This window comes from Streptomyces caelestis, from assembly GCF_014205255.1.
GTDB classification, from domain to species: Bacteria; Actinomycetota; Actinomycetes; order Streptomycetales; family Streptomycetaceae; genus Streptomyces; species Streptomyces caelestis.
In genome coordinates this window covers 8,885,286-8,906,211 of the sequence record NZ_JACHNE010000001.1, presented here as the reverse complement: position 1 = coordinate 8,906,211, position 20,926 = coordinate 8,885,286, and the positions used below count along the sequence as shown (strand labels likewise).

General features: G+C 68.4%; 17 protein-coding genes and 10 pseudogenes. 16 read left to right on the top strand and 11 right to left on the bottom strand.

Annotated elements, in window-relative coordinates:
- The first annotated feature begins 306 nt into the window (after positions 1 to 306).
- The gene (locus HDA41_RS40405; RefSeq protein WP_184994157.1) at positions 307 to 1,752 is read left to right on the top strand and encodes an NF041680 family putative transposase; all 1,446 of its coding nucleotides are present in this window, start codon (positions 307 to 309) and stop codon (positions 1,750 to 1,752) included.
- 33 nt (positions 1,753 to 1,785) lie between these two features.
- Here the strand turns inward: HDA41_RS40405 and HDA41_RS40400 are convergent, their stop codons facing one another.
- Entirely contained in the window at positions 1,786 to 2,034 is a 249-nt protein-coding gene (locus HDA41_RS40400; RefSeq protein ID WP_184992979.1) for a hypothetical protein, read from the bottom strand.
- A gap of 168 nt (positions 2,035 to 2,202) precedes the next feature.
- Here HDA41_RS40400 and HDA41_RS40395 point away from each other — a divergent pair, with 168 nt between their 5' ends.
- On the top strand, positions 2,203 to 2,499 hold the full coding sequence (locus HDA41_RS40395) for a hypothetical protein (protein WP_184992977.1): 297 nt from the start codon (positions 2,203 to 2,205) through the stop codon (positions 2,497 to 2,499).
- 132 nt (positions 2,500 to 2,631) lie between these two features.
- Here HDA41_RS40395 and HDA41_RS40390 read toward each other — a convergent pair whose 3' ends face one another.
- Entirely contained in the window at positions 2,632 to 2,832 is a 201-nt protein-coding gene (locus tag HDA41_RS40390; RefSeq protein WP_184992975.1) for a hypothetical protein, read from the bottom strand.
- Positions 2,833 to 3,281: 449 nt separating this feature from the next.
- Positions 3,282 to 4,981 (bottom strand): annotated as a pseudogene (locus HDA41_RS40385) (SpoIIE family protein phosphatase); the annotation flags it as partial.
- Positions 4,982 to 5,087: 106 nt separating this feature from the next.
- On the opposite strand from HDA41_RS40385, the pseudogene HDA41_RS40380 reads away from it, so the two are divergent.
- From HDA41_RS40380 to HDA41_RS42545, 5 genes and pseudogenes are all read left to right on the top strand, one after another.
- A pseudogene (locus HDA41_RS40380) lies at positions 5,088 to 5,878 on the top strand (IS5 family transposase).
- Between the two features lie 68 nt (positions 5,879 to 5,946).
- Positions 5,947 to 6,075 (top strand): hypothetical protein, encoded by a 129-nt coding sequence (locus tag HDA41_RS42155; protein WP_260423400.1) that lies wholly within the window; start codon positions 5,947 to 5,949, stop codon positions 6,073 to 6,075.
- Between the two features lie 25 nt (positions 6,076 to 6,100).
- A pseudogene (locus tag HDA41_RS42555) lies at positions 6,101 to 6,292 on the top strand (DNA ligase); the annotation flags it as partial.
- A 58-nt stretch (positions 6,293 to 6,350) separates the two neighbouring features.
- Positions 6,351 to 6,584 (top strand): annotated as a pseudogene (locus tag HDA41_RS42550) (hypothetical protein); the annotation flags it as partial.
- A gap of 59 nt (positions 6,585 to 6,643) precedes the next feature.
- Complete coding sequence (locus HDA41_RS42545; protein ID WP_230299854.1) at positions 6,644 to 7,027, top strand: ATP dependent DNA ligase; 384 nt, start codon at positions 6,644 to 6,646, stop codon at positions 7,025 to 7,027.
- 208 nt (positions 7,028 to 7,235) lie between these two features.
- Here HDA41_RS42545 and HDA41_RS42145 read toward each other — a convergent pair.
- Together HDA41_RS42145 and HDA41_RS40370 are read right to left on the bottom strand one after the other, a co-directional pair.
- Positions 7,236 to 7,522: pseudogene (locus tag HDA41_RS42145) on the bottom strand (hypothetical protein).
- 262 nt (positions 7,523 to 7,784) lie between these two features.
- Positions 7,785 to 8,900: a trypsin-like serine peptidase gene (locus HDA41_RS40370; RefSeq protein WP_184992973.1), complete on the bottom strand. Its 1,116-nt coding sequence runs from the start codon at positions 8,898 to 8,900 to the stop codon at positions 7,785 to 7,787.
- Positions 8,901 to 9,274: 374 nt separating this feature from the next.
- On the opposite strand from HDA41_RS40370, the pseudogene HDA41_RS40365 reads away from it, so the two are divergent.
- Positions 9,275 to 9,457 (top strand): annotated as a pseudogene (locus HDA41_RS40365) (transposase); the annotation flags it as partial.
- Positions 9,441 to 10,118: a hypothetical protein gene (locus HDA41_RS40360; protein ID WP_184994215.1), complete on the top strand. Its 678-nt coding sequence runs from the start codon at positions 9,441 to 9,443 to the stop codon at positions 10,116 to 10,118. The pseudogene HDA41_RS40365 and the gene HDA41_RS40360, both read left to right, overlap by 17 nt.
- A gap of 316 nt (positions 10,119 to 10,434) precedes the next feature.
- Here HDA41_RS40360 and HDA41_RS40355 read toward each other — a convergent pair.
- A pseudogene (locus HDA41_RS40355) lies at positions 10,435 to 11,001 on the bottom strand (GmrSD restriction endonuclease domain-containing protein); the annotation flags it as partial.
- 276 nt (positions 11,002 to 11,277) lie between these two features.
- On the opposite strand from HDA41_RS40355, the gene HDA41_RS40350 reads away from it, so the two are divergent.
- Complete coding sequence (locus HDA41_RS40350) at positions 11,278 to 12,579, top strand: MFS transporter (protein ID WP_184992969.1); 1,302 nt, start codon at positions 11,278 to 11,280, stop codon at positions 12,577 to 12,579.
- Positions 12,580 to 12,646: 67 nt separating this feature from the next.
- Positions 12,647 to 13,254: pseudogene (locus tag HDA41_RS40345) on the top strand (cupin domain-containing protein); the annotation flags it as partial.
- A 74-nt stretch (positions 13,255 to 13,328) separates the two neighbouring features.
- Here the strand turns inward: HDA41_RS40345 and HDA41_RS40340 are convergent.
- Positions 13,329 to 13,943, bottom strand: a complete 615-nt coding sequence (locus tag HDA41_RS40340; RefSeq protein ID WP_184992965.1) for a hypothetical protein — start codon at positions 13,941 to 13,943, stop codon at positions 13,329 to 13,331.
- A gap of 156 nt (positions 13,944 to 14,099) precedes the next feature.
- Here HDA41_RS40340 and HDA41_RS43055 point away from each other — a divergent pair.
- Positions 14,100 to 14,222, top strand: a pseudogene (locus tag HDA41_RS43055) (DUF7677 family protein); the annotation flags it as partial.
- A gap of 25 nt (positions 14,223 to 14,247) precedes the next feature.
- Here the strand turns inward: HDA41_RS43055 and HDA41_RS40335 are convergent.
- A pseudogene (locus HDA41_RS40335) lies at positions 14,248 to 15,077 on the bottom strand (IS5 family transposase).
- Between the two features lie 51 nt (positions 15,078 to 15,128).
- Here HDA41_RS40335 and HDA41_RS40330 point away from each other — a divergent pair.
- Positions 15,129 to 15,449 carry a pentapeptide repeat-containing protein gene (locus HDA41_RS40330; RefSeq protein ID WP_184994155.1) on the top strand — a complete coding sequence of 107 codons (321 nt, stop codon included), beginning with the start codon at positions 15,129 to 15,131 and terminating at the stop codon, positions 15,447 to 15,449.
- Between the two features lie 25 nt (positions 15,450 to 15,474).
- Here the strand turns inward: HDA41_RS40330 and HDA41_RS40325 are convergent, their stop codons facing one another.
- On the bottom strand, positions 15,475 to 15,783 hold the full coding sequence (locus HDA41_RS40325; RefSeq protein WP_260423766.1) for a DUF6300 family protein: 309 nt from the start codon (positions 15,781 to 15,783) through the stop codon (positions 15,475 to 15,477).
- A gap of 426 nt (positions 15,784 to 16,209) precedes the next feature.
- Between HDA41_RS40325 and HDA41_RS40320 the strand changes: the two genes are divergently transcribed.
- The 3 genes from HDA41_RS40320 to HDA41_RS40310 are packed head-to-tail and all read left to right on the top strand — an operon-like array spanning position 16,210 to position 18,651.
- Complete coding sequence (locus tag HDA41_RS40320) at positions 16,210 to 16,719, top strand: metal transporter (RefSeq protein WP_184992961.1); 510 nt, start codon at positions 16,210 to 16,212, stop codon at positions 16,717 to 16,719.
- A 1-nt stretch (position 16,720) separates the two neighbouring features.
- Positions 16,721 to 17,986 (top strand): sensor histidine kinase, encoded by a 1,266-nt coding sequence (locus tag HDA41_RS40315; RefSeq protein WP_230299849.1) that lies wholly within the window; start codon positions 16,721 to 16,723, stop codon positions 17,984 to 17,986.
- Positions 17,983 to 18,651 carry a response regulator gene (locus HDA41_RS40310; RefSeq protein WP_184992959.1) on the top strand — a complete coding sequence of 223 codons (669 nt, stop codon included), beginning with the start codon at positions 17,983 to 17,985 and terminating at the stop codon, positions 18,649 to 18,651. Before HDA41_RS40315 ends, HDA41_RS40310 begins: the two co-directional genes overlap by 4 nt.
- Before the next feature lie 230 nt (positions 18,652 to 18,881).
- Here HDA41_RS40310 and HDA41_RS40305 read toward each other — a convergent pair whose 3' ends face one another.
- Together HDA41_RS40305 and HDA41_RS40300 are read right to left on the bottom strand one after the other, a co-directional pair.
- The gene (locus tag HDA41_RS40305; protein ID WP_184992957.1) at positions 18,882 to 19,907 is read right to left on the bottom strand and encodes an ABC-2 membrane transporter-related protein; all 1,026 of its coding nucleotides are present in this window, start codon (positions 19,905 to 19,907) and stop codon (positions 18,882 to 18,884) included.
- The gene (locus HDA41_RS40300) at positions 19,904 to 20,827 is read right to left on the bottom strand and encodes an ABC transporter ATP-binding protein (RefSeq protein WP_184992955.1); all 924 of its coding nucleotides are present in this window, start codon (positions 20,825 to 20,827) and stop codon (positions 19,904 to 19,906) included. The genes HDA41_RS40305 and HDA41_RS40300 overlap by 4 nt, the downstream gene beginning before the upstream one ends.
- Between the last annotated feature and the right edge of the window lie 99 nt (positions 20,828 to 20,926).

Genomic DNA, 20,926 nt, shown 5'->3' with positions numbered 1-20,926 from the left:
AAAGATCACCGTGGTGACTTTCACTTGCTGGCTCACCCGTCTCTCGCGCCTCGCCGATTCCGTTCGCCGAACAGTCACCGTGACTGTTCGGCGAACGCTTCCCCAAACTTCTCATCTCAGGAAACCGTGAGCTGACCTGCCGTTTTGGGGTTCAGAAACAGGCACTGAGCTTGTTCTTTTTCTTCCGGCCTCGAACGGTGTCTCGAACTGGGTCGCTCACCAGGGGGTTCGCCGGACGTGGAGGCGGCCTTCGTCTGATCATGTGCTCCGACCAAGGTGCACGTGACCACGACGAAGGCCGTGAGGGTGAGTCTGCTGCCTGATGCTGTCCGGAGGGAAGCGTTCGCGGAAGCGTCACGCTTCCGGGGAGAGTTCTACGAGTGCCTGACCGCCCGGCGCGACGAGTTGTTCGAGCTGGCAGACGCGGTGCTGTGTGCGGACGGTGCTGTGAAGTCCCCGGTGGACCTGACGCTGCTGCCCGAACACCGACGTGGGCACGGAGCGATGTACGGCGGCCTGAACCACGGCCGGATCGATGCTGGTCGGTTGCGGACGGTGCTGGCCGGACTGTCGCTGCCGCGGTTCGACGACGGCCGACTGGTCCTCGCAGTCGATGTGTCACCGTGGCTTCGCTCGGATGCGCCGTGCTCAGCGGACCGGCTGTTCTGCCACGTCTACGGCCGGGCGAAGACGGCATCGCAGTTCATCCCGGGCTGGCCGTACTCCTTTGTCGCCGTGCTGGAGCCGGGTGCCACCTCCTGGACCGCGATCCTGGACGCGGTCCGGCTGGGACCTGCAGACGACGCGACCGCGGTCACCGCCGCCCAGCTCCGAGGAGTCGTTGAACGGCTCGTCGCGACCGGCCAGTGGCAAAACGGGGACCCGCAGATCGTGATCGTCAGCGACGCCGGCTATGACGTCACCCGCCTGGCCTGGGTCCTGCGCGACCTGCCCGTCGAGCTTGTCGGCCGCGTCCGCTCCGACCGGGTCATGCGCCTGCCCAAGCCGCCTCGCGTCCACGACCCGAAGGGCGGACGGCCCCCTAAGCACGGCCCGGAATTCCGCTTCGCCAAGCCGGAGACCTGGCCCGAGCCCGCGATCACCACGGTCACCGCAACCACCAACTACGGCCAGGCCGAGACTCAGGCATGGGACCGGGTCCACCCAAGGCTCACCCACCGCTCCTCATGGCTCGACCACGACGGTGAACTTCCCTTGGTCGAGGGCACGTTGATCCGGTTGAAGGTCGAGCATCTGTCGAAGGACCGTGATGCCCCGCCGGTGTGGTTGTGGTCCTCCAAGACCGGCGCCGCTCCGGACGACGTGGACCGATTCTGGCAGGCATTTCTCCGCCGCTTCGACCTGGAGCACACCTTCCGCTTCGCGAAGCAGACCCTGGGCTGGACCACCCCGAAACTCCGCACTCCCCAGGCCGCGGACCGCTGGACCTGGCTCCTGATCGTCGCTCACACCCAGCTCCGGCTCGCCCGGCCTCTCGCCGCGGACCTCCGCCGGCCCTGGGAGAAACCGGCCACCTCCGACCGGCTCACCCCGGCCCGGGTCCGCCGAGGGTTCAGGAACATCCGCGCTCACCTCGCCTGCCCGGCCCGTGTTCCCAAACCCCGAGGAGCCGACCCCGGAAGGCCGCCTGGTGCCAAGAACAAGCACCGGGCACGCCACTACGACGTCGGCAAAACCGTCAAACGCCCAGAGACCCTCAAGGCCATCGGCAAGCCTGGAAGATCCTGGTAGATAAAGAACAAGCTGAGAGATCGCCCTCGGTGATCAGGACCGGGCCGGGGGCCAGGTGTGCGGGCCGCGACACTGCCCGCAGGCGGCGCAGCCGGCGCACTCCATGCAGAACTGCTTCGGGATGCGCGGGCAGTGGCAGATCGGGTAGTAGTCCGGGTCGTCCTCGTCCTCGAACCACGGCTCGCCCAGCGGGGGCAGGTAGTCGACGTGGACCTCGCCTTCGGCCGTCAGATCCTCGTACCGCGTGCCGCAGCCGGTCGACGTCACCCAGGTGGCGATCACGTGGTCGGCTGAGCGCCACAGTTGGTCAGTCTGAGCGATGCAAGTGGCCCGCTCGGAGCCCCAGAGCCGAGATGGCCCCTCCTCCGGATGGAGCGCCTCAACGCGCGGTCGAATCGTTGAGATGGTCGACTGGGAGAACCCGAGGCCCCTCAATGAGACGGAGTGATCATGGCCATCATCGCTGTGTTTAACGTGCCCGGCATGACCCAGGCTCAGTACGAAGAAGGCACAAACAAACTGAACAAGGGACGCGGACTGGTCAAGGCCAGTTCGGACTGGCCCGTCCCCGGTCTCATCGCCCACATTGCAGGCCCCAGCCCGACCGGTTGGCATGTGACGGATGTCTGGGACTCCGAGGAGTCCTTCAACCGGTTCGGTGAGACCATCCTTCCGATCCTGCGAGACCTCGGATTCGCCGATGTGCAGCCAAAAGTTTTCCCGGCCTTCAATGTCGTTACCGCTTGAACTCGGAGCGATGATCAAGTCCGTCCGAGTGCCGTCGACCGTGAACGCTAAGACTGGCCAAGAAAGCCGCTAACTGGCCAACCGTGGCGCTCAGTCACACACAGGTTTATAGCCGTCCTGAATTCCGCGCCGCTAAAACGAGATATCGAGCCACACCACGTCCGTGAAATCCGCGCGCAGGACCTTCCGGGTGGTTCCGCCCTCCTGGAAATAGGAGTGCGTGATGGCCTCAGCGAGCAGCGGTTGGAGGTCATCGTCCGTCGCTCTGGCCTCCTTCAGCTGAAGGATCTGGGTGGCGTGGGTGGGCGAGACAGCGGTGATGATGTCCTTCACCCAGCCCTCGTCCGAGGACCCGTTCGCAGTGAACCCGAAGTACGCCCGGCACGCGCTCCACCGTACTGCGGGAGACGCCCAGGTCGGCGGCCACGGCCTTCGTGGAGCCCTTGGCGGGCGTGCGAAGGAATTTCATCTGGGCTCGTGCGGATTTGAGCGCGGAGCGGGCGGGCGGGGCGTGCGGTGACCATCGATACCGAGACGGATAGCTACCAGCAGGCGATCGGCGCGGTGCAGGCGGCCTATGGGCTCCGTCCCGATGTTCCGGCCGACTGGCTGGACGCACCGACGGTCGAGCCCTCCCGGGACCGGAAGACCTGGCTGAGGACGACTTCGGGGACGGCTGGACGGGCCAGCTTCTGTTCCAGATGAGTGCGTCCTGGCTACCCAGGGGCCGGGCGGTGGTGCGTCGCATCCTGGAGATGGGCAGCGTTCTTGGCAGCCCAATCTCACCGGGTGAGTTCAAACCAAACCACCTTGCCAGTGCTCAGCCGGGTCGCGCCCCAGCGCCGGGCCAGCCGGTTCACCAGGTACAGGCCACGTCCGGCCTCGTCGGTGGCGCGGGTCCGCTGCAACCGAGGCAGTTGCGGCACGTCGTCGCCGACTTCGCAGCGCAGCACGTCCGTGCGCAGCAGCCGCAGAGTCACCGGCCGGGAGGTGTACCGCACAGCGTTGGTCACCACCTCGCTGACCAGCAGCTCCACGGAGTCCGTGAGTTCCTCCATGCCCCAGCGGACGAGCGCGCCCCGGGCAAGACGTCGGGCCCGACGGGGGGCCGTGTCTTCCGGCTCCAGGAACCAATACGCCACGTCGCTGGGCGCGATGCCGTCGAAGCGGGCGGCGAGCAGTGCGATGTCGTCGTCCCGGTCGCCCGGCCGAGCATGTCGAGCACCTCGTCGCACAGGGCTTCCAGGGGCGGCGGATGGTCCGGGCCGGTGAGCCGTGCGATCGCGGCGAGCTTCTCCCGCAGCTGCTCGATGCCGGTCCACACATCGCGCAGGCGGGACTCGACCTGCCCGTCGGTGTACAGCAGCAGGGTTGCACCTGCGGGCGCGTCGAGCTCCACGGCCTCGAAGTCGACGCCGCCGACCCCGATGGGGGCACCGGAGGGCACGCGCAGCACCTCGGCGCGGCCGCCCAGGTGGAGCAGGACGGGCGGCGGGTGACCGGCGTTGGCGATGGTGATGCGGTGCGATACCGGGTCGTACACTGTGTAGAGGCAGGTCGCGATGTAGTCAGTGCCCAGTCGCTGGGCTTGCTCGTCGAGGGCGTGTAGCACCTCCTGCGGTGGCAGGTCCAGGCCCGCAAGGGTCTGCGCGGTGGTGCGGAGTTGGCCCATGAGGGCTGCCGACGTCATGTCGTGGCCCATGACGTCCCCGATGACCAGGGCGACACGGCTGCCGGGCAGCGGGATCGCGTCGTACCAGTCGCCGCCGACCCGGGCCGTCTCCGCAGCCGGCAGGTAGCGGGAGGCCAGCCGCACGCCGGTGCAGCGGGGTAGGGCCCTCGGGAGCATTTTGAGCTGCAGCTCGCCAGCGATAGAGGCCTTGCGCCCGTCCAACGCCGTCTTATCGATGCCCAGTGCGCTGTGCGTGGCGAGCTGGGCAGCCACCAGCAGGTCGTCGTCCTCGAATGCGCGCCGCTCGAGGTTGCGCAGGAACAGCGCGGTGCCGATCACTCGGCGCCGGCCGCGCAGTGGCGCGAGGATCGCGCGCTTTCCGGGTGGGACGCAATACTCAGCGTTCTTCCCGAGCAGCTCGGGCAGGGCCGCCCGGGCTGCGGGCGTGTTGGTGAAGACCGGGCGCACGCCGCGCAGCACCTCGGCGAGCGCGCTGCCTGGCCGAACCTGGCACGGCTGGGTGGCGACCCCGTCCAGCTCGGTGGGCCCCAGTTGCACCAGCGGCACGAACCCTCCGTCGGCATCGCCCTCCCCCGGTCTATGGTCGGTGCGGCTCAGTCGGAACACCAGCGGGCCGACGGGCCGCTCGTCACCGACGGGCAGTGGATCGCGCAGATAGACCAGGATCGCGTCGGAGAAGGTGGGCACGGTGGCCCTGCACAGCCCCCTCACGATCTCGTCGAGATCGATGCCCCGGGCGATGCGCCGGGTCGCGGCACCTATGTAGCGCAAACGATCAGCGGACAGGCGTGAAGCATCGACAGTAAGAGGTCCTAACAGAAGTTGTTGATCAAGTGACCATCGGGCTTGTCTGCTCGTTGGTCGGGTCGTGGGGAAACGTCAGTCGCGGCCGTGGATCGTGTCGGACGAACTGTGGTCGCTCATCGAGCCGTTACTGCCCGAGCCGGGGCCGAAGCTGGTGGCGGGCCGGCCGCGAGTGCCTGACCGGCAGGCCCTGTGCGGGATCCTGTTCGTGCTGCACACCGGCATCCAGTGGGAGTACCTGCCGCAGGAGCTGGGCTTTGGTTCGGGTATGACGTGCTGGCGACGCCTGGCCGCCTGGAACGAGGCCGGCGTGTGGGACCAGCTGCACTTGGTGCTGCTGTAGAGGCTGCGGTCGGCGAAGCAGCTGGACTGGTCGCGGGCGGTGATCGACTCCTCCCACGTGCGGGCGGCCCGCAGAGGCCCAAAAGCGGTCCCAGCCCGGTCGACCGCGCACGGCCGGGCAGCAAACACCACGTCCTTGTCGATGGCCAGGGCGTCCCGCTCGCTGTGTCGCTGACCGGCGGGAACCGTAACGACGTCACCCAACTCCTGCCCCTGCTGGACAAGGTCCCACCCGTGGCCGGCGTCGTCGGACGGCCACGCAGACGGCCGGACATGCTCTTCGCCGACCGCGGCTATGACCACGACAAGTACCGGCGGCTGCTGCGGAAACGCGGTATCCGGCCCGTGGTCGCCGAACGCGGACAGCCGCACGGCTCCGGCCTGGGCATCTTCCGCTGGGTCGTCGAACGCACCATCTCCTGGCTCCACGGCTTCCGCCGCCTGCGCATCCGCTGGGAAAGACGCGACGACATCCACGAAGCCTTCCTTGGCCTCGCCACCTGCCTCATCACCCACCGACACGTCCAACGCCTTTGTTAGGACCTCTAAAAGCCATGGACCTCCCCGCCGCCAAACACAACACGCGAGAGGGCGAGCACGCTCGGCTGATGGCCACCTGGAAGCTCCTCTTCGGAGGCGCCAGCAAGCCGTCGATGATCACGGCCAGGCCGGGCTCGGCGTTCAGTTACATCCCGGCGCCCAAGCCACTGAAGGACTGCGGAGCCGACAAGAAGTGAACCGCGTTGCGCCCCTGAGTGGTCAGTGGCGCCCGACGCTCTGTCTCATGAGACACATCAAATTCTGGAGAAGGGCGGGTTCCGGGCTCTGGTCTCCGTCGACGCGGGGCAGGTGGTGCTGCGCTCAAGGCGCGGCACCGACATGGCCCCCGCGTTCCCGGAGATTGTGGCCGGCGCCGCGCAGCTGCCGGACGCGACCGCTCTGGACGGCGAGCTGGTCGTGTGGGAGGAAGGGCGGCTCGCCTTCGAGCGGTTGCAGGACCGGCTTGCCCGGCGTGGTGCTGGGGCGGCCCGGGCGGCTGCCGAGCGGCCGGCCCACCGCCGCCTTCGACCTGCTCCGGCTGTCCGGCACGGACACGACCCTCTGGCCGTACCGGCGGCGGGCCGCATTGGAGTCGCTGTTCGTCGCGCGCCGGCTGTCGGCGCCGTGGGCACTGTGCCCGTCGACCACCGACCCGGCCACGGTGCGCGAGTGGCTGACATGGGCGGCGGTCGGCATGGAAGGCGTGGTCTACAAGCGGCTGGACAGCCGTTACGAGCCGTCCATGCGCGGGTGGCGGAAGTACAAGTGCGTGAGACGACCGAGGCGATCGTCGGCGCGGTCACCGGCGCCCTGGCTGCTCCGCGCAGTCTGCTGCTGGGTAGATACGACGAGCGTGGGCGCCTTCAGTACACCGGCCGCACTACGACCCTCACCCAGACAGCCAGCAGCACAGTCGCCGGCCTCCTCGCCCCGGCCGGGCCTGGGCATCCGTGGACGGGCTGGTCGTTCTCCGCCGGATGGGGCACCAGAGAGACGCTGGACGTCACGCTCGTGCGACCTGAGCTCGTGGTGGAGGTCGGCGCCGATGTCGCCCGCGACGCCGCCGGCCGGTGGCGCCACCCCGCACGCCTGCACCGCCCCCGCACCGACCTCTCCCCCACCGACGTCCCACTCCTGACACTGCCGTAGCCGTGACGGCGGCGCAGCGCGGCGGCTCCGGGCCGAGGCGCAGAACTGGCCGGGTCTGGCACAGGTCAGGGCATCGCTGGGGATGTCCGAGCCCGGTGTAAGGCTGCGCTGCTTCCTGGACCTGCGTGAGCAGCCCGGCTCGTAGCGCTGCAGGCCCCGGCCGCGTCCCGCTGACCTGCCGTGGTCGGGCTGATGGTCGGGGCTGTGGTCAGGGCGAGTCGCCGGAGTAGTGGTAGAAGCGGCAGCTCACGCCCGGGCCAGGCTTGCGCGGTTCGCCAGGGCGCGGGTCGTACAGCGACCGGGCACCAAGGAACTGACCGAGCTCGGTGGACGGGGCCGCGCCGTCGTCGACTTACTCCGGCCGCCAGCCTGTGATGTCCAGCAGCAGTCCGTCCAGCGGCCCGCCTATGAGCGCGGCGTACGTCTGGTGCGAGAGCGGGCCCGGTTGGGGTGGTCGTGGTCGTGGCCGTAGGGGACGTCTTGTCGATCATGTATCGAGCCAGAGGAGTGTGCTGGCGAGGGTGATGCCGGCGAGGTAGCGGTCGGGATGCTTGTCGTAGCGGGGTGGCGATGCCGCGCCATTGCTTGGCCGGTGGAAGCAGCGTTCGACGACGTTGCGGCGCTGGTAGGCGGCCTTGTCGATGGCGCAGGACCGTTCACGGCGTTGTTTGCGTCCGGCGAGCTGAGTTGCGTGAGCCGTCGTCGCGCACCTGCTACGCCGTAGGGCCGGCCGGTCGTCCTGCGCGGGCGAATGTGCTCAGGGCCACTCGGCGCGCAGAGCGTTCACCATCCGCGGCATCCCAACTCCGCCCGCGCAGACGTTGTTATCCTCCGCGACAATGGGACCAGCCATGCGCACCTCGTCGCCGGAGTGAACCCCGATGATGTAGGGCAGCCCGTCCGGAAACGTGCCGAACAACGGCCCGCCGGAGTTCCCGTCAGACGCGTCCCCGCGGTGCTCGATCTCACTCCATTCCCCCGAGGGGTCGTCGTCGATCACGGAGATGCCGTTCTGGAAGGTGGGTCGCTCCGCGCCCGTGATGCTGCCTGGATACCCGACCAGCGTCCAGCGTCCCTCGTCCTCCCAGTCGTCGTCGTAGGTTTTGGTACCGAACCACCCGAGGGGGTTTCCTAGGGGGTTGTAGAGCTTCAGGACGGCGAAGTCGCGGTCCTGAGTGGAGTCACTCACGTTGTTCGGGTGGACGACGTGGCGGTACGCCTCGCAAAACGACTCCAGGCCCACCGTCGACACGCCGTTGAAGAATCCAGGGACGAACCTGACGGCCCATCGTCCGGCGCCCCCGTCCCGGGGCATGAGGTGCGCACTGGTGGCGATATGGCGTGGTCCGACGAGCGCGGCCGTCCCAAACTGCCTCCTCACGCCGGACTCGAAGACCTCGATGCGGCCGATACAAGTCATCGGGTAGCCCTCAGGACGGAAGGGGGTGCGATTCTCAGGGCCGTACACCTTGTGCAACCGCACGCCTTTGCCGTTCTTGACCCCCCACGGCGGCGGTTCCGTGGGTGCGACCTTCGGATGGTAGACGCGGGGTCGCCAATCGGGCCGATGAGGCGGCGTCGTGGACGCCCAGGAATCTCCGACCCCCTCCTGTGTCCGACCGTCACCTCCGAGCCGCCCCAGGAACACACCCTCTGGCAACTGGAACGACCCGTTCCGTGCGAGCTCGGCTCCCAGATCCGGCAGCTTGGCCCGTTCGCTGCCGTCCGGGCTGGAGAGGTGCACCACCCTCTCGGACATCGATTCCCGCATCTCAGCCGGGATCATCTCGCCGGAGACGGGGTCGTTGTCCATTTCCAGCAACTGCTCCAGTGTCAGCGGTTCCGCGGTGTCGTCATTCGGCAGGTTGGTCATGGCGAATGCTTCCTTCCCAAGGGGTCGGCAAAGTTGATGATCTCGTGTAGGTGCCTGAGGCTGTCGATGCTCCTGGCGCAGGATGGCCGCCGGGCAATGGGTAGAGGAGGCGCTGCCCTCCTGCCAATCCACGGGAGCGTCTTCGACGGGTAAGCCCTATTGTTCGTCGACGCAATGCCGCAGAAGCAGGACGAAGTCGACCTCGTCCTCATGCAGCGTGCAGCCGCCTCGGCGGCTTCTGGTCACTGCCGACAGGTATGGCTCGCGGCTGTGAACAGTCCACCCATACAGGGAACATCACCCAAATAGAGCATATGTGGGCGAGACGGCGAGCGCATGTCGAGGACTTGGGGCCGTGTCTGATAATTGATCTTGTGGTTGGTCGGGGTGAGTTGACGGATACGGCGTGGGAGCGGATAGCTCCGCTGCTGCCGGGTGTGGATGGTCGAGGGCGGCCGTGGCGGGATCACCGTCAGGTCGTCAACGGCGTGTTGTGGCGGTTGCGGACCGGGGCACCTTGGCGGGACCTGCCCAAGCGCTATGGCCCGTGGCAGACCCATCCTGTCCCGGCTGCAGATCGCCAGCGGCATCCCGCTGCTGCCAGCTGGGACTGCGCGTCCAGGTCTCCGCGAGCTACCTCTCCCGCGTGCTCAGCGGCGAGAAGTTCCCCACCTGGAACTCACCGAGAAGATCGCCCTGGTCCTGGGAGCCGACACCGACGCCGTGCGAAAGGTGTGGCAGGACGAACGCGACCGCCACGGCATCCGCCCCCGCCGCTCCCGCCAGCCATCTCCGCCAGAAGAACCAGACGCCGGCACCACACTTGCCGCGGCACTGCGCACCCTCTACCAACGGGCAGCCTGCCCCTCCCCGCACAGCCTCGCCGTGGCCACGGGACAACTCGTCAGCGCCCACGACGTCCGCCGGATCCTCCACGGTGAAAAGCCCGGAAGCTGGGAAGAGGTCAGTGCTCTCATCCGCGCTCTGGACGGGGAGCCGTCGTTCTTCCGGCCGCACTGGCAAGAAGCACACGAGTCCTCCCCGCCACCCCTGCCGACGATCGCGGAGACCCCCACCAACCGCCTCAACCGCCTACTGAGCGCCTTCGGCGACAGCCTCCACGACGCGCGCACCCTCGCCCCCTCACCCGGACTGTCGGTCCGACGCCGCGCACTGCGCCGCCGCATGGCAGCGCAGAACACTCGCCCCACCCTCTAGATGACACCGGCGCGGGGCCAGGCGCCGCAGGCGGGAGGTTCGAGTGAAGGTCAACACGCTCGGTGGCGGCGGAAGGCCTCACCCGCCCTGCGTACCTCGTGCGCCTGATCCCACTCCGCTCCGTACTCCCCCTCTGGCGAGCGCCAGTGACGCACGAGCGCCTCGGCCACATCGGCGACGTCGCCCGGGGCAGCGAAGACGCGGTGGAGCGGGGCGACGGGCGCTTGGGGAGCGGCGCTCGACCTCCCCAGGCATTGCGCCGCTCCCGACCAGCCCACGTCAGTTACCCGCGAATTTCCGTCCCACGCTCACTCAGCCAGCGGGCACGCCACTGCGCCACCGCTGTGGTCAGGTGTTCCTGCACGTCGCCGGCAGGCGGCAACCACTGGGCAGGATCCTGGTCTGCCTTGGACCGATTCGAGCGGGCGGTGACCGCGACCAGGCTGACGGCCGCGCCCTGGTCGTTGGCGTACGCCTCGCGGCGCTGCGCCGTCCGCGCCGACGCCCCGCTGTCCCAGCTTTCCGCGAGGGGCACCATGTGGTCGATGTCCAGGCCGGAGGCTGACGTCACCCACACCTGGTCGTAGTAAGACCACCAGCGCCCGCCCTTCAGACGGCAGTTGGGGCCGACAGTTGGAGGTTCGACGGCCTCGGAGATCAGGACTTCGGCGCGCGTGTTACAGCCGTCGGACGGGTTGGCACCGGCGTTCCAGTGGCGGAAGGCGTCCCGGTCATAGCCGTCCCGGGACTCCGTCCCCATAGGCAGGGCGGCGATGGCTTCGGTCAAGGGAAGCGTCTCTGCCGCGTGAGCGGGCGCTGGGACGGTGAGGGGCAGGACAATGAGGGAGGCGGCGGCTAGGCCGCGCAGCACGGCTTTGAGCATGAGCCGTTGATAGCGACCCACGACGGGGCGCGATCACCAGTTTGCCTGTTCGAGGCGCCCGTTGCGAACGGATCGTCGTTGCGGAGGACCGGTGTCCGAGGTGACAATGCGTGGAGGTGCCGGGTGGTCATCCCGGCGAAGTGTTGGAGGCGCTGCTTGTGAACACCGCATCGCGGTGCGCCTCGCCATGCGCGCCAGACGCTGACCACTTCGCTTCACCCGCCGGCTGACTGCTTCGTTCGCGGTGGGTGCTTCCCCTTATGGGAGACCACCGTAGTGTCCGAAGACTTCGGGACGGTTGATCGCCGTCCTCTGACAGCGGTTCTTGCCGCCAACATCGTTTCGATCACTGGGAATTGCCTTACGTACATGGGCGTGCCGTGGTTCGTGCTGCAGAGCACGGGCAGCGCCGCCAGGGCCGGGATCGTCGCGTTCTGCACACTGCTGCCCGCCGTGCTCGCTGCGCTCGTCATCGGTCCGGTCATCGACCGGATGGGGCGACGACGGGTGAGTGTCGCCTCGGATCTCGCCTGCGCAGTCGCCGTTGCGGCGATCCCGCTGCTGCAGTTCGCCGGCATCCTGCAGTTCTGGATGCTGTGCGTGCTGATGGCGATGACAGGGCTGTTCCGTGCGCCGGGTGAAACCGCTCGCGGCGTGCTGTTGCCCACGCTCGCCGAACGCGCCGGCATGCCGCTGACCAGGGCTGCGGGGCTGTACGACGGTGCGGCACGCTGTGCGGCGCTGACGGCATCCGCTCTCGGAGGCGTGCTGATCGCCGTACTCGGAGCCGAGAACGTCCTGTTGGTGGATGCCGCGACATTCGCAGTGGCCGCGCCACTGTTCGCGTTCGGAGTGCGCGGCCTGCCCGAGGCGCAGGCCCAACGACGGGCCGAGCCGACGTCGCTGCGTGCCTACCGTCGTGAACTCGCGGAAGGGTATCGCTTCGTAGCGGCCACGCCGTTGCTGCTGGGCCTGTGCCTGATGACGCTGGTCACCAGGGGGCTCGACCAGGGATGGAGTGCTGTGCTCCTGCCCGTGCATGCCCGTGAGGAGCTTGATGGCGCCGTCGATCTTGGTCTGCTGAACGCGGCGTTCGGGGTTTGCGCTCTGACGGGGGCGCTGGTCTTTGGGGCGGTGGGCAGCCGCTTTCGGCGGTGGCCCGTGTTCACGATCGCCTTTCTCATCGGGGGCCTGCCGCGCTTCGTGGTGGCCGCCTTCACCGACGCCTTCACCCCGCTGGCTGTGATCATGGCGGTAGAGGGTCTCGCCTTCGGTGTACTCAACCCCATCATGGCCACCGTGACGTATGAGACGGTGCCGGAGGACCTGCGCAGCCGCGTGCTGAGTGCGACAACGGCCTCGGTGCAGCTGGTCACTCCGCTGGGCGGACTGGCCGCAGGCTTCCTCGTGGATTCGGCCGGCCTACCCTCCACGCTGCTGACGGTTGGCGGTGTGTATCTGCTCGCCACGCTGTGCCCGGTGATCTTTCCGGCCTGGAGGCAGATGGACAGTACCGGCTCTCCCCATGACAGAGCGGAGGGCTCGCCGCTGCGGGGCTCGGGATCGAAGCGGGTGTAGAGGCGCGGGCCGCTTGTGCCTGGGCTGTCTTCCGCCTGCGGACCACCGCTCGGAGCTGCCCGGGCGGTCCATGCGATTCGCCAGCGGCTCACCGCTGCACTGGCCACGATGCTGCGCGGCCGGGCGTGGATCGTTCCCGCCGAGGGCGAACCGGTGCCGGTCGGCGTCGGAGACATCGCGATCATCCGCGGCCGGGCGCCGTATACGGTCGCTGATGATCCGGCCACTCCGCCACAGGTGATGATCAACAGCGTCGATTACTGTACGCGCGCCGACGAAGGTGACGCCGGCGACAGCCCGGACGGCTCAGCCCTGCTGCTCAGCGGTGCCTACACCGGTCGCGGCGAGATCAGCGAGCGGCTGCTCCACGCACTGCCCGAGGTCCTGGTGATCCCCGCCGCCGACGGCCGCTGCCCGCTGCTCGATCTTGTGGTCGAGGAGATCGTCGCGGACAGACCCGGCCAGCAGGTGATGCGCGACCGGCTGCTGGACCTGATGCTCCTCTCCACACTGCGGACCTGGTTCGACCAGTCCGAGGCCCACGCGCCACCGTGGTTTCGCGCATGGGAAGATCCAGTAGTAGGCCATACTCTGCGACTTCTCCATGACGATCCGGCCCACCCGTGGACTGTGGGGAGCCTGGCGGCCAAGTCGGGGGTGTCTCGTGCTGCGCTAGTGCCGTGACCGGAAAGGTTCACCGGGATGGACGGTGGGCGTGAGGGAATGAAGCATTTGCGGGCGTGAGCCTTTCAGCTCGCGACGGGCGACCGCCGGGCCAGGCCACGGTAGGGGCGGAAGCGCGGAGTGGTTTCCACTGGCTCGGCCTCGTGTGCGCTGAGGACGTAGAGTCGCTGCCCGTCTTCGCTGATGTGGAAGTGCTCAGCGATCAGCGCGGGTGGTGCGGCGGCAGCGTTCCGAGCGGCCAACTTGTCAGCGAGTTCGCGGGCGGTTGCGAAATCTTCAGTGTCGTAAGACGCCGTGGTGAAGTATCGAACGGCGGTCCCGCGCAGGGCGGTGGAGCGGTAGAGCGTGTAGCGGCCGGGCGGGCCGGCCGTGATCAGGTCCTGGATCGCGTTGCCGAGGGTCTGCTGGTTCTGGGGGTCGGCGGCGAACGCTCGGTGGGCGGCGGTGTGGGTCCACTGGGCATAGTTGAGGATCGTTTGGCCATCGACCCCTTCGAGGCAGTAGCGCGAGAGATAGGCGGTGGGAAGCCGGGTGTTCTCCCAGGCGTCGATGACACCGCTCATGACTCTTTCCTGCTCTTGGGGGCCCTGGGTGTGCCATTCGGAGATAAGAACAAGACCCGCGTCCGGACGGGTTGGATCGGGCAGGGCAGCTGCGCTGAGCTCAAGATCATTGGTCATGGTGACAGTCTTCAACCTCAACTGTGGCAGAGGTCAAGGACACGGGACTCGTTATCGAGCTCTCGCACATGCTGTCGACCTGCGGACCGTAGCCCTCAGCCGCCATCAGGCTGGCGCTGACCAGGGCCTGCCGCCCCAGCGGATGCCGACGCAGACGGCATGGTGCTGAATGACGGAGACGCGCAGTACCGGGTCGCGCAGTGGATTCGGGCGTGCTGCGACCCCAGCTGTCGGGTCGAGCCGCCGTTCGAAGTCTGGGAGACCGAACTCCATCTTTGAGGACCAGGCGCTCGTCGTCGGGACATCACGCCCACATCAGGAGCGAGGCGAGTGCGACCGCGGCTTGGTAGGACTCAGCAGTCTTGTCGTAGCGGGTGGCGAGGCCGCGCCACTGCTTCAGCCGGTTGAAGCACCGCTCCACCACGTTGCGCCGCTTGTACAAGTCCCGGTCGAACGCCGGCGGGCGGCCACCGGCGCTTCCCCGTGGGAGGCGGTTTGCGACCTGATCGGCCCGCTCGGGGATGGTGTGGGCGATGCCCCGCCTCCGCAGCCAGGTACGGATCGCCTTGGAGCTGTAGCCCTTGTCGCCGATGACGTGGTCCGGCAGTATCCGGGGTCGTCCCGGCCCGATTCGGGGAACCCGGATCGCGTCCATCACGGCGGTGAACTGGGTGCAGTCGTTGGTGTTCCCGCCCGTCAGCGCGAACGCGAGCGGACGGCCCAAGCCGTCGCAGACCAGGTGAATTTTGCTGGTCAGACTACCTCGGGACCGTCCGAGGGCAGGGCTCGGGGCCCCCTTTTTCGGGCTCCGGCGGCGTGCTGGTGGGCGCGGACGATGGTGGAGTCGACCGACACCAGCCAGTCGATGGCACCGGCCGCGTCGGCCTGCGCTTGCGCGGTCTGGAGCATCCGCTCGAACGTGCCGTCCGCCGCCCACCGGCGGAAACGGGTGTGGAGACTGGCCCACGATCCGTACCGCTCGGGCACGTCCCGCCAAGCGACCCCAGTGCGGAACTTTCACACGATCCCGTTGAGCACCATCCGGTCATCCAGACGCGGCCGCCCCAGCACCGGCCTGGGCGACAACGGCTGCACAAGTTCCCACTCGGCATCGGACAGTTCATGGCGACGTATCACCCCACCATGATCCACAACTCAAGATCACTTTGACGACAGCCTCTAGCGCTGCGGGAGGTCCGCCACACCGTCATCCGGCTCATCCGCGACCACCTCCGCCTGTCGCACTCTCATCCGCGCTCCTGGCAGGGACACGGCTTCGACTTCACCGGCGCCGTGTTTGACGGCGCAGACTTCTCGTCAACGGAGTTCATCGGCGGCACTGTCGACTTCACCGGCGCACAGTTCACCGGCAGCGCCGTCGACTTCAACGTGGTGTTCAACGGCGGCACGGTTGACTTCTCGCGTGCTTACGGTGTGGCCCCGAATGGCCTGCCTTCAAGTGGTTCGTCGCTGCCGCCCGGGCTGATCCTGCCTCCTACCTGGTAGCTGTGAAGGATCAGAAGTGCCGTTCTCAAGACAGCTGTAGGGGCTCAGCCTTGTCCACGCGGCGTGAGGCCGGGTGGGGCCGACGGGCAAGCAGGCGCCTGGACTGCGCGGCGCGGGACCAGCCGTGGGCATACATGGTCTCGGTCTCCCATTCCTCGAACAGCTTGGGCAGCGCCTTCGGGTCACGGTCGGGGTTGCGGTGCCAGCGGATGAAGGCGCCGGCGGCGGGGCGATCGGCGTCGCAGGCCGGGCAGAGCTTCATCCACACACCGGTCCCCCACGGGCCGTTCCGCTGCAGGAGAAGGTCGCCTCCGCAGCGGGAGCAGGGCCGCAGCGGCCGTTCGTCTCGGCCGGAGGTGGGCCTCAGTCGGAAGAGTTCTTTACCGAGCGACTGAAGCGACCGAGCCCATTACTCTTCACCCTCGCGGTCATGACTCCCCGTGGGGACCGGACGTCAGCGGTGCTGGTGTCGGTCCCTGGCGTGGCCGGGGCGCGCAGCATCGGGGGATAACCGGAGGAGGCTATCCGCCCTGATGGCTCGCCGCCTCACCGTCGAGGCGACCGTCTCCTGGCGGCACCCGACACCCCGGGATCAAACAGCGATTCCAGATGAAGCATCGGGAGAAAACGACCTTTCAGAACTGGCCCAAAGCACGGCTTCGCCAATGCTCTTCCGTACTTTCGGCCGGTACGCGATGCACTTTCGCTTTCTAGCCTGAGCGGCATGAACACAGGGGATCGGCCGACAAGGACGGCTGGCATGCTCTTCAACATCGGGCTCGGCGTCGTGTTCACCCTGGGGATCGTCTTCACGATGTTCATGCTCATGGACAGCTGGGGCGGCGCCTCCTGGGTGTTCGGCTCCGCCGTCTCGATCATCGTGGGCGGCCTCGCGCTGATGCGCGAGCGGCAGAAGATGCTGACCGCGGTCGGGGGCCTGGCTGTGACGGCCGTCGGCGTCGCGGTGTCCCTGATCGCCGGGGACGACCTGCCGCAGGAGCCCGCGCCCATCACGGCGCTGGCCCTGTCGGTGCTCGTCGGCTCCTCAATCAGGGCGCTGCCGAGGGGACCGGCCGCCGGGATCGCTGCGGGTGGCGTCGTGGTAACCGGGGGCGCCTGGTTCGACGGGTGGTCCGGCGTGACGAGCCTGACCACGATGGGGATGATCGCCGCCCTCGTGATGGGGTCGGTGCTGCGTGGCCTCGACCGCAACCGGCACGCCAACGCCTCCGCCCCGCAGGGCTCCTGGACCAACCCGCCGCGTTCGTAGCGTGGCCGGAGAACTGGTGGACGCGGTGAGCGCCGCCCAGACCGGTGCCAGTACCGTGGAGTTGGCCGCCGGCGCGCCCGCGGCCCCGCCGAACGGCGCGGATCGCGGGCAGCGGTTCGGTAATCTGATCAACGTGACTATTCCGGACCGATGGGCCAGGGGCGTCTCCACCGTCGGGCTTGGCGTCACGTTCCTCACGGCGATCGCCATCCAGGCCGTCGCAATCGCGCAGACCTGGGGAGCCGCGTTCTGGGTACCTGGGGCCGCCGCCGCCGTGGTGGTGTGCGGGCTCGCGATGATGCGTCATCGGGAGCGGACCTGGACGGCGGTTGCGGGCCTCGTCGTTGCCGCGCTGGCGGTCCTCATCCCGCTGCTGCCCGGGACCGAGCTTCCCGCCGGGCTCGGACCCTCCATGGCCCTGGGCCTGGGAGTGCTCATCGGTTCCGCGGTCAGGGTGCTGCCGACGGTGCGGGCCGGGGCCATCGCGGGCGCCGGGCTGCTGGTGATCGCTGCCCAGTCCGCCGCCCGGCCGGCGTCGGCGGTCGTGGCCATCGCCGCAGCGGCCTGGCTGGCCGCCCTCGGGGTTGGGCTGTCGCTGCGCATGCTCGACGGCCGGGCGACGGCCACCGCCGAACGGGTGCGTCGGGCCGAACGGCTGGAGCTTGCCCGGGAACTGCACGACATCGTGGCCCATCACATCACGGGGATGCTGATCCAGGCGCAGGCCGCCCAGATCGTCGCGAGGCGGTCTCCGGAGAACGTGTCGAACTCGCTGACCGAGATCGAGACCGCCGGGTCCGAGGCCCTGGCAGCGATGCGCCGCGTCGTCGGGCTGCTGCGTGACACCGATGACGCGGCGCCTGCCTCACCTGGGCCGGAGGCTCTGAGCACGCTGGTCGAGCGCTTCAGCCGCCAGGGCCCGAAAGTGCGACTGAGCGTGCCCGACGACGACACGCAGTGGCCGCCGGAAGTGACCAGCACCGTGTACCGCATCGTCCAGGAGGCGCTGACGAACGTCCTGCGACACGCGCGGCACGCCCGCTCCATCGACGTCATCGTCGGCCGCGACGCCGCGGCCGTCACCGTGGAGGTCGCCGACGACGCCCCGCCGGACTCCGCCCGGCCCCGTCACCGCGGCGGGTACGGTTTGATCGGCATGCGCGAACGCGTCGAGACGCTCGGCGGCTCCTTGTGTGCCGGCCCCCGGCCCGGCGCCGGCTGGTCCGTGCGGGCGACCCTGCCCATCCCCGCCCGGGGGCCCGGATGACCATCAAGGTTCTGCTCGCCGACGACCAGGCCATGATCCGCCGTGGCCTGCGGCTGATTCTGGAGGATCAGCCCGACATCGCCGTCATCGGGGAGGCCGCGGACGGCGCCGAGGCGATCGAGATGGCCAGGCGGCTGCGGCCGGACGTGTGCCTGGTGGACATCAGAATGCCCAAGCTCGACGGCATTGAGGTAACCCGCGCGCTGGCCGGCCCGGGCGCAACCGATCCGATACGGGTCATCGTCGTCACCACGTTCGATCTCGACGAGTACGTGTACGGGGCACTGCGCGGCGGCGCGGCCGGGTTCATCCTCAAGGACGCCGGTCCCGCCCTGCTCATCGAGGCCGTCCGCGCCGCGTGCAACGGCGAGGCGCTGGTCTCGCCGTCGGTCACCCTACGGCTGCTGAAGCACCTGAAAGAGACCAGGGCTGTGCCCCGCGGCCGCGCCAGGCAGTCGCCACAGCTGTCCGGACGCGCACTCGAGGTCGTGCAGGCCATCGCGCGTGGACGCACCAACCAGGAGATCGCCGCCGAGCTGTTCATCTCCCTCAGCACAGTCAAGAGCCACCTGTCGGGGATTCAGACCAAGCTCGGGCTGCGCAACCGGACCGAGATCGCCGTCTGGGCCTGGGAGAACCGCATCGTCGAGAGCACCTCTGAGTAAACGGTTCACTCCCTCAGCACAACCGCCAGTTTCCGTACGGTGGGGTTGAGTCACCGCGCGGGGGTGCAGTGACGGCAGGTCCCATTCGCGCATCATCGAAGCCATCCTCATGGCGAACGAAGAGGTCGTCCTCGCCGCCCGCGGGCCCCGACCAGGCCAGGAGAGAAAGGGGCGCCGCCGGGAAAGCCCCGGCGGCGCCTGGTCGGCACCGGTTGACACGGGGGTCAGGGTCAACTCACCCGGCGCCGGATCCGCCAGAGGCCGAACGCAGTGAGGACTCCGCTGAGTGTCAGGTAGATCGCCGTCTCCAGCCATTGGAACGACCAGTAGCGGCTGCTGGGGTGGTATTGGACGTCGACATGGAGGTTGTGCTTGGCGAGGCACACTGCCGTGTCGCCGAACGTGCCGCCCGCACCGGTCTTGGGCGGGCTGTCGAGGCAGTCGTTGAACTTGCTCGCGCTGAGGGTCTTGCCGTCTGCGGTGCGCAGCGGGCTCGTCTCAGCAATCCACGCGTCGGGCGGGTTGGGAATTTTCACCCCGCCGATGACGGAGCCACCGCCGATGCTGCCCAGATTCTGCGCCCCATTGATGGCTTCGACCGTCATCGGCAGCGTGGCCTTGACCGGCGGCATGAGGCTGGGCCGCACCACGTTGGGGAAGAAGAACTGGAAAGCGAGGAAGACGACGAGCGTCACAGCCATCGCGGGCAGGGTCTTGCGCAGCAGGAGCCCAACGACTGTGCCGAATGTGAAGGCCACCGCGGCGTAGCCGATCGGGGCGATGTTACGGGCGCCGAACACGAACGTCTCGAACTGCTCCTTGACCACCTCGTCGAAGGGGCGGGCCGCCCAGGTGAGCAGGGCCGCAGCCGCGCCGGTCACGATCACAGCGGCCAAGCCAACGAGCAGGATCTTGCTGAGGAGCCAGCGCGGGCGGGTGACGCTCTGGTTCCACACCAGCCGGTGGGTGCCGTTCTCCAGTTCCCGGGCGACCAGGGGAGCGCCCCAGAAGGTGCCGATGACGGCGGGAATCAGGGCGAGTCCGGTCGCCAGGAACAGCAGGGTGTTCTGGTATGCGCTGCGGAACTGGCTCCTTGCCTCGGCGCAGTTGGCCGAGCCCTCGCACTTGGCTTGGTAGGCGTCGTAGGCATCGCGGATGTCTGCACCGAGGGACACCATGTACACGGCAAGAACGGCCAGTGCGCCGGCGCCGAACAGCGCCTGGATGCGGAACTGCCGCCAGCTCAGCCACATCATCGCTGGGCCCCCCGGAATGCGGCCCCGGTCCGGGCGACGGGTACGGCGGCTGCCCGGGTCATGTAACCGAGGACGAGTTCCTCAAGCGTGACGGGCTCGGCCTGATAACGCAGGGCCTCGGGCTCGCTGTCGGTGCGGACGACCGCGCTGCTGTGCGCGCCGCTGTGCTCCACCGAGATCACCTCGATGCCGGCGGGCAGCCGCTCGAACTCGCCGCGAGGCGCGACCAGTCGCGCGTGCCTGGCCAGCAGATCCCGGGTATCGCCGGCGACCTGCACCCGCGAGTCGCACAGCACGATGAGGTAGTCGCAGACCTGCTCGATATCGCCGAGCAGGTGCGAGGACAGCACGGCGCTGGCACCGAGCTCGAGGACGAACTCCGTCAGGTTCTGCAGGAAGCCCTTGCGGGCCAGCGGGTCCAGCGCCGCCGCCGGCTCGTCGAAGATCAGCAGCTCAGGCCTCTTGGCCGCCGCGATGGTCAGCGCCAGCTGCGCTCGCTGGCCACCCGACAGCTGCCCAGCCTTCTGCGCGGGGTTCAGCCCCACCTGGCTGATACGCCGCTCAGCCAGGGCCGGGTCCCACGCCGGGTTCATCTTCGCGCCGAGCTTCACATGCTCGGCCACGGTGAACGAGCCATACACCGGCGTGTTCTGCGCGACGAAGCCCACCCGGGCCAGATGCGAGGCGTTCGCCGCGGGACGTGACCCCAGCACGGTCAGCGAGCCGGACGTCGGCTCGATCAGCCCGCAGGCCAGGTGCAGCAGGGTCGACTTGCCCGCCCCGTTCGGGCCGACAAGGCCGATGACACGACCGGAGGGGATGGTGAGGTTCACGTCGCTCAGGGCCAGCTTGCCGCGGCGGCCGTATTTCTTCGTCAAACCCTCTGCATGAAATGCCGGAGGGGAATCTGCATGTGGCATGCCCTCATCCTGGGATTCCCCCTTCTTTCCAGCATCAGCCCAAAGCACGGTTCCCTTGTCAGCGACCGTACTTTTGACCGGTTCCGAGCCCGGGTCCCG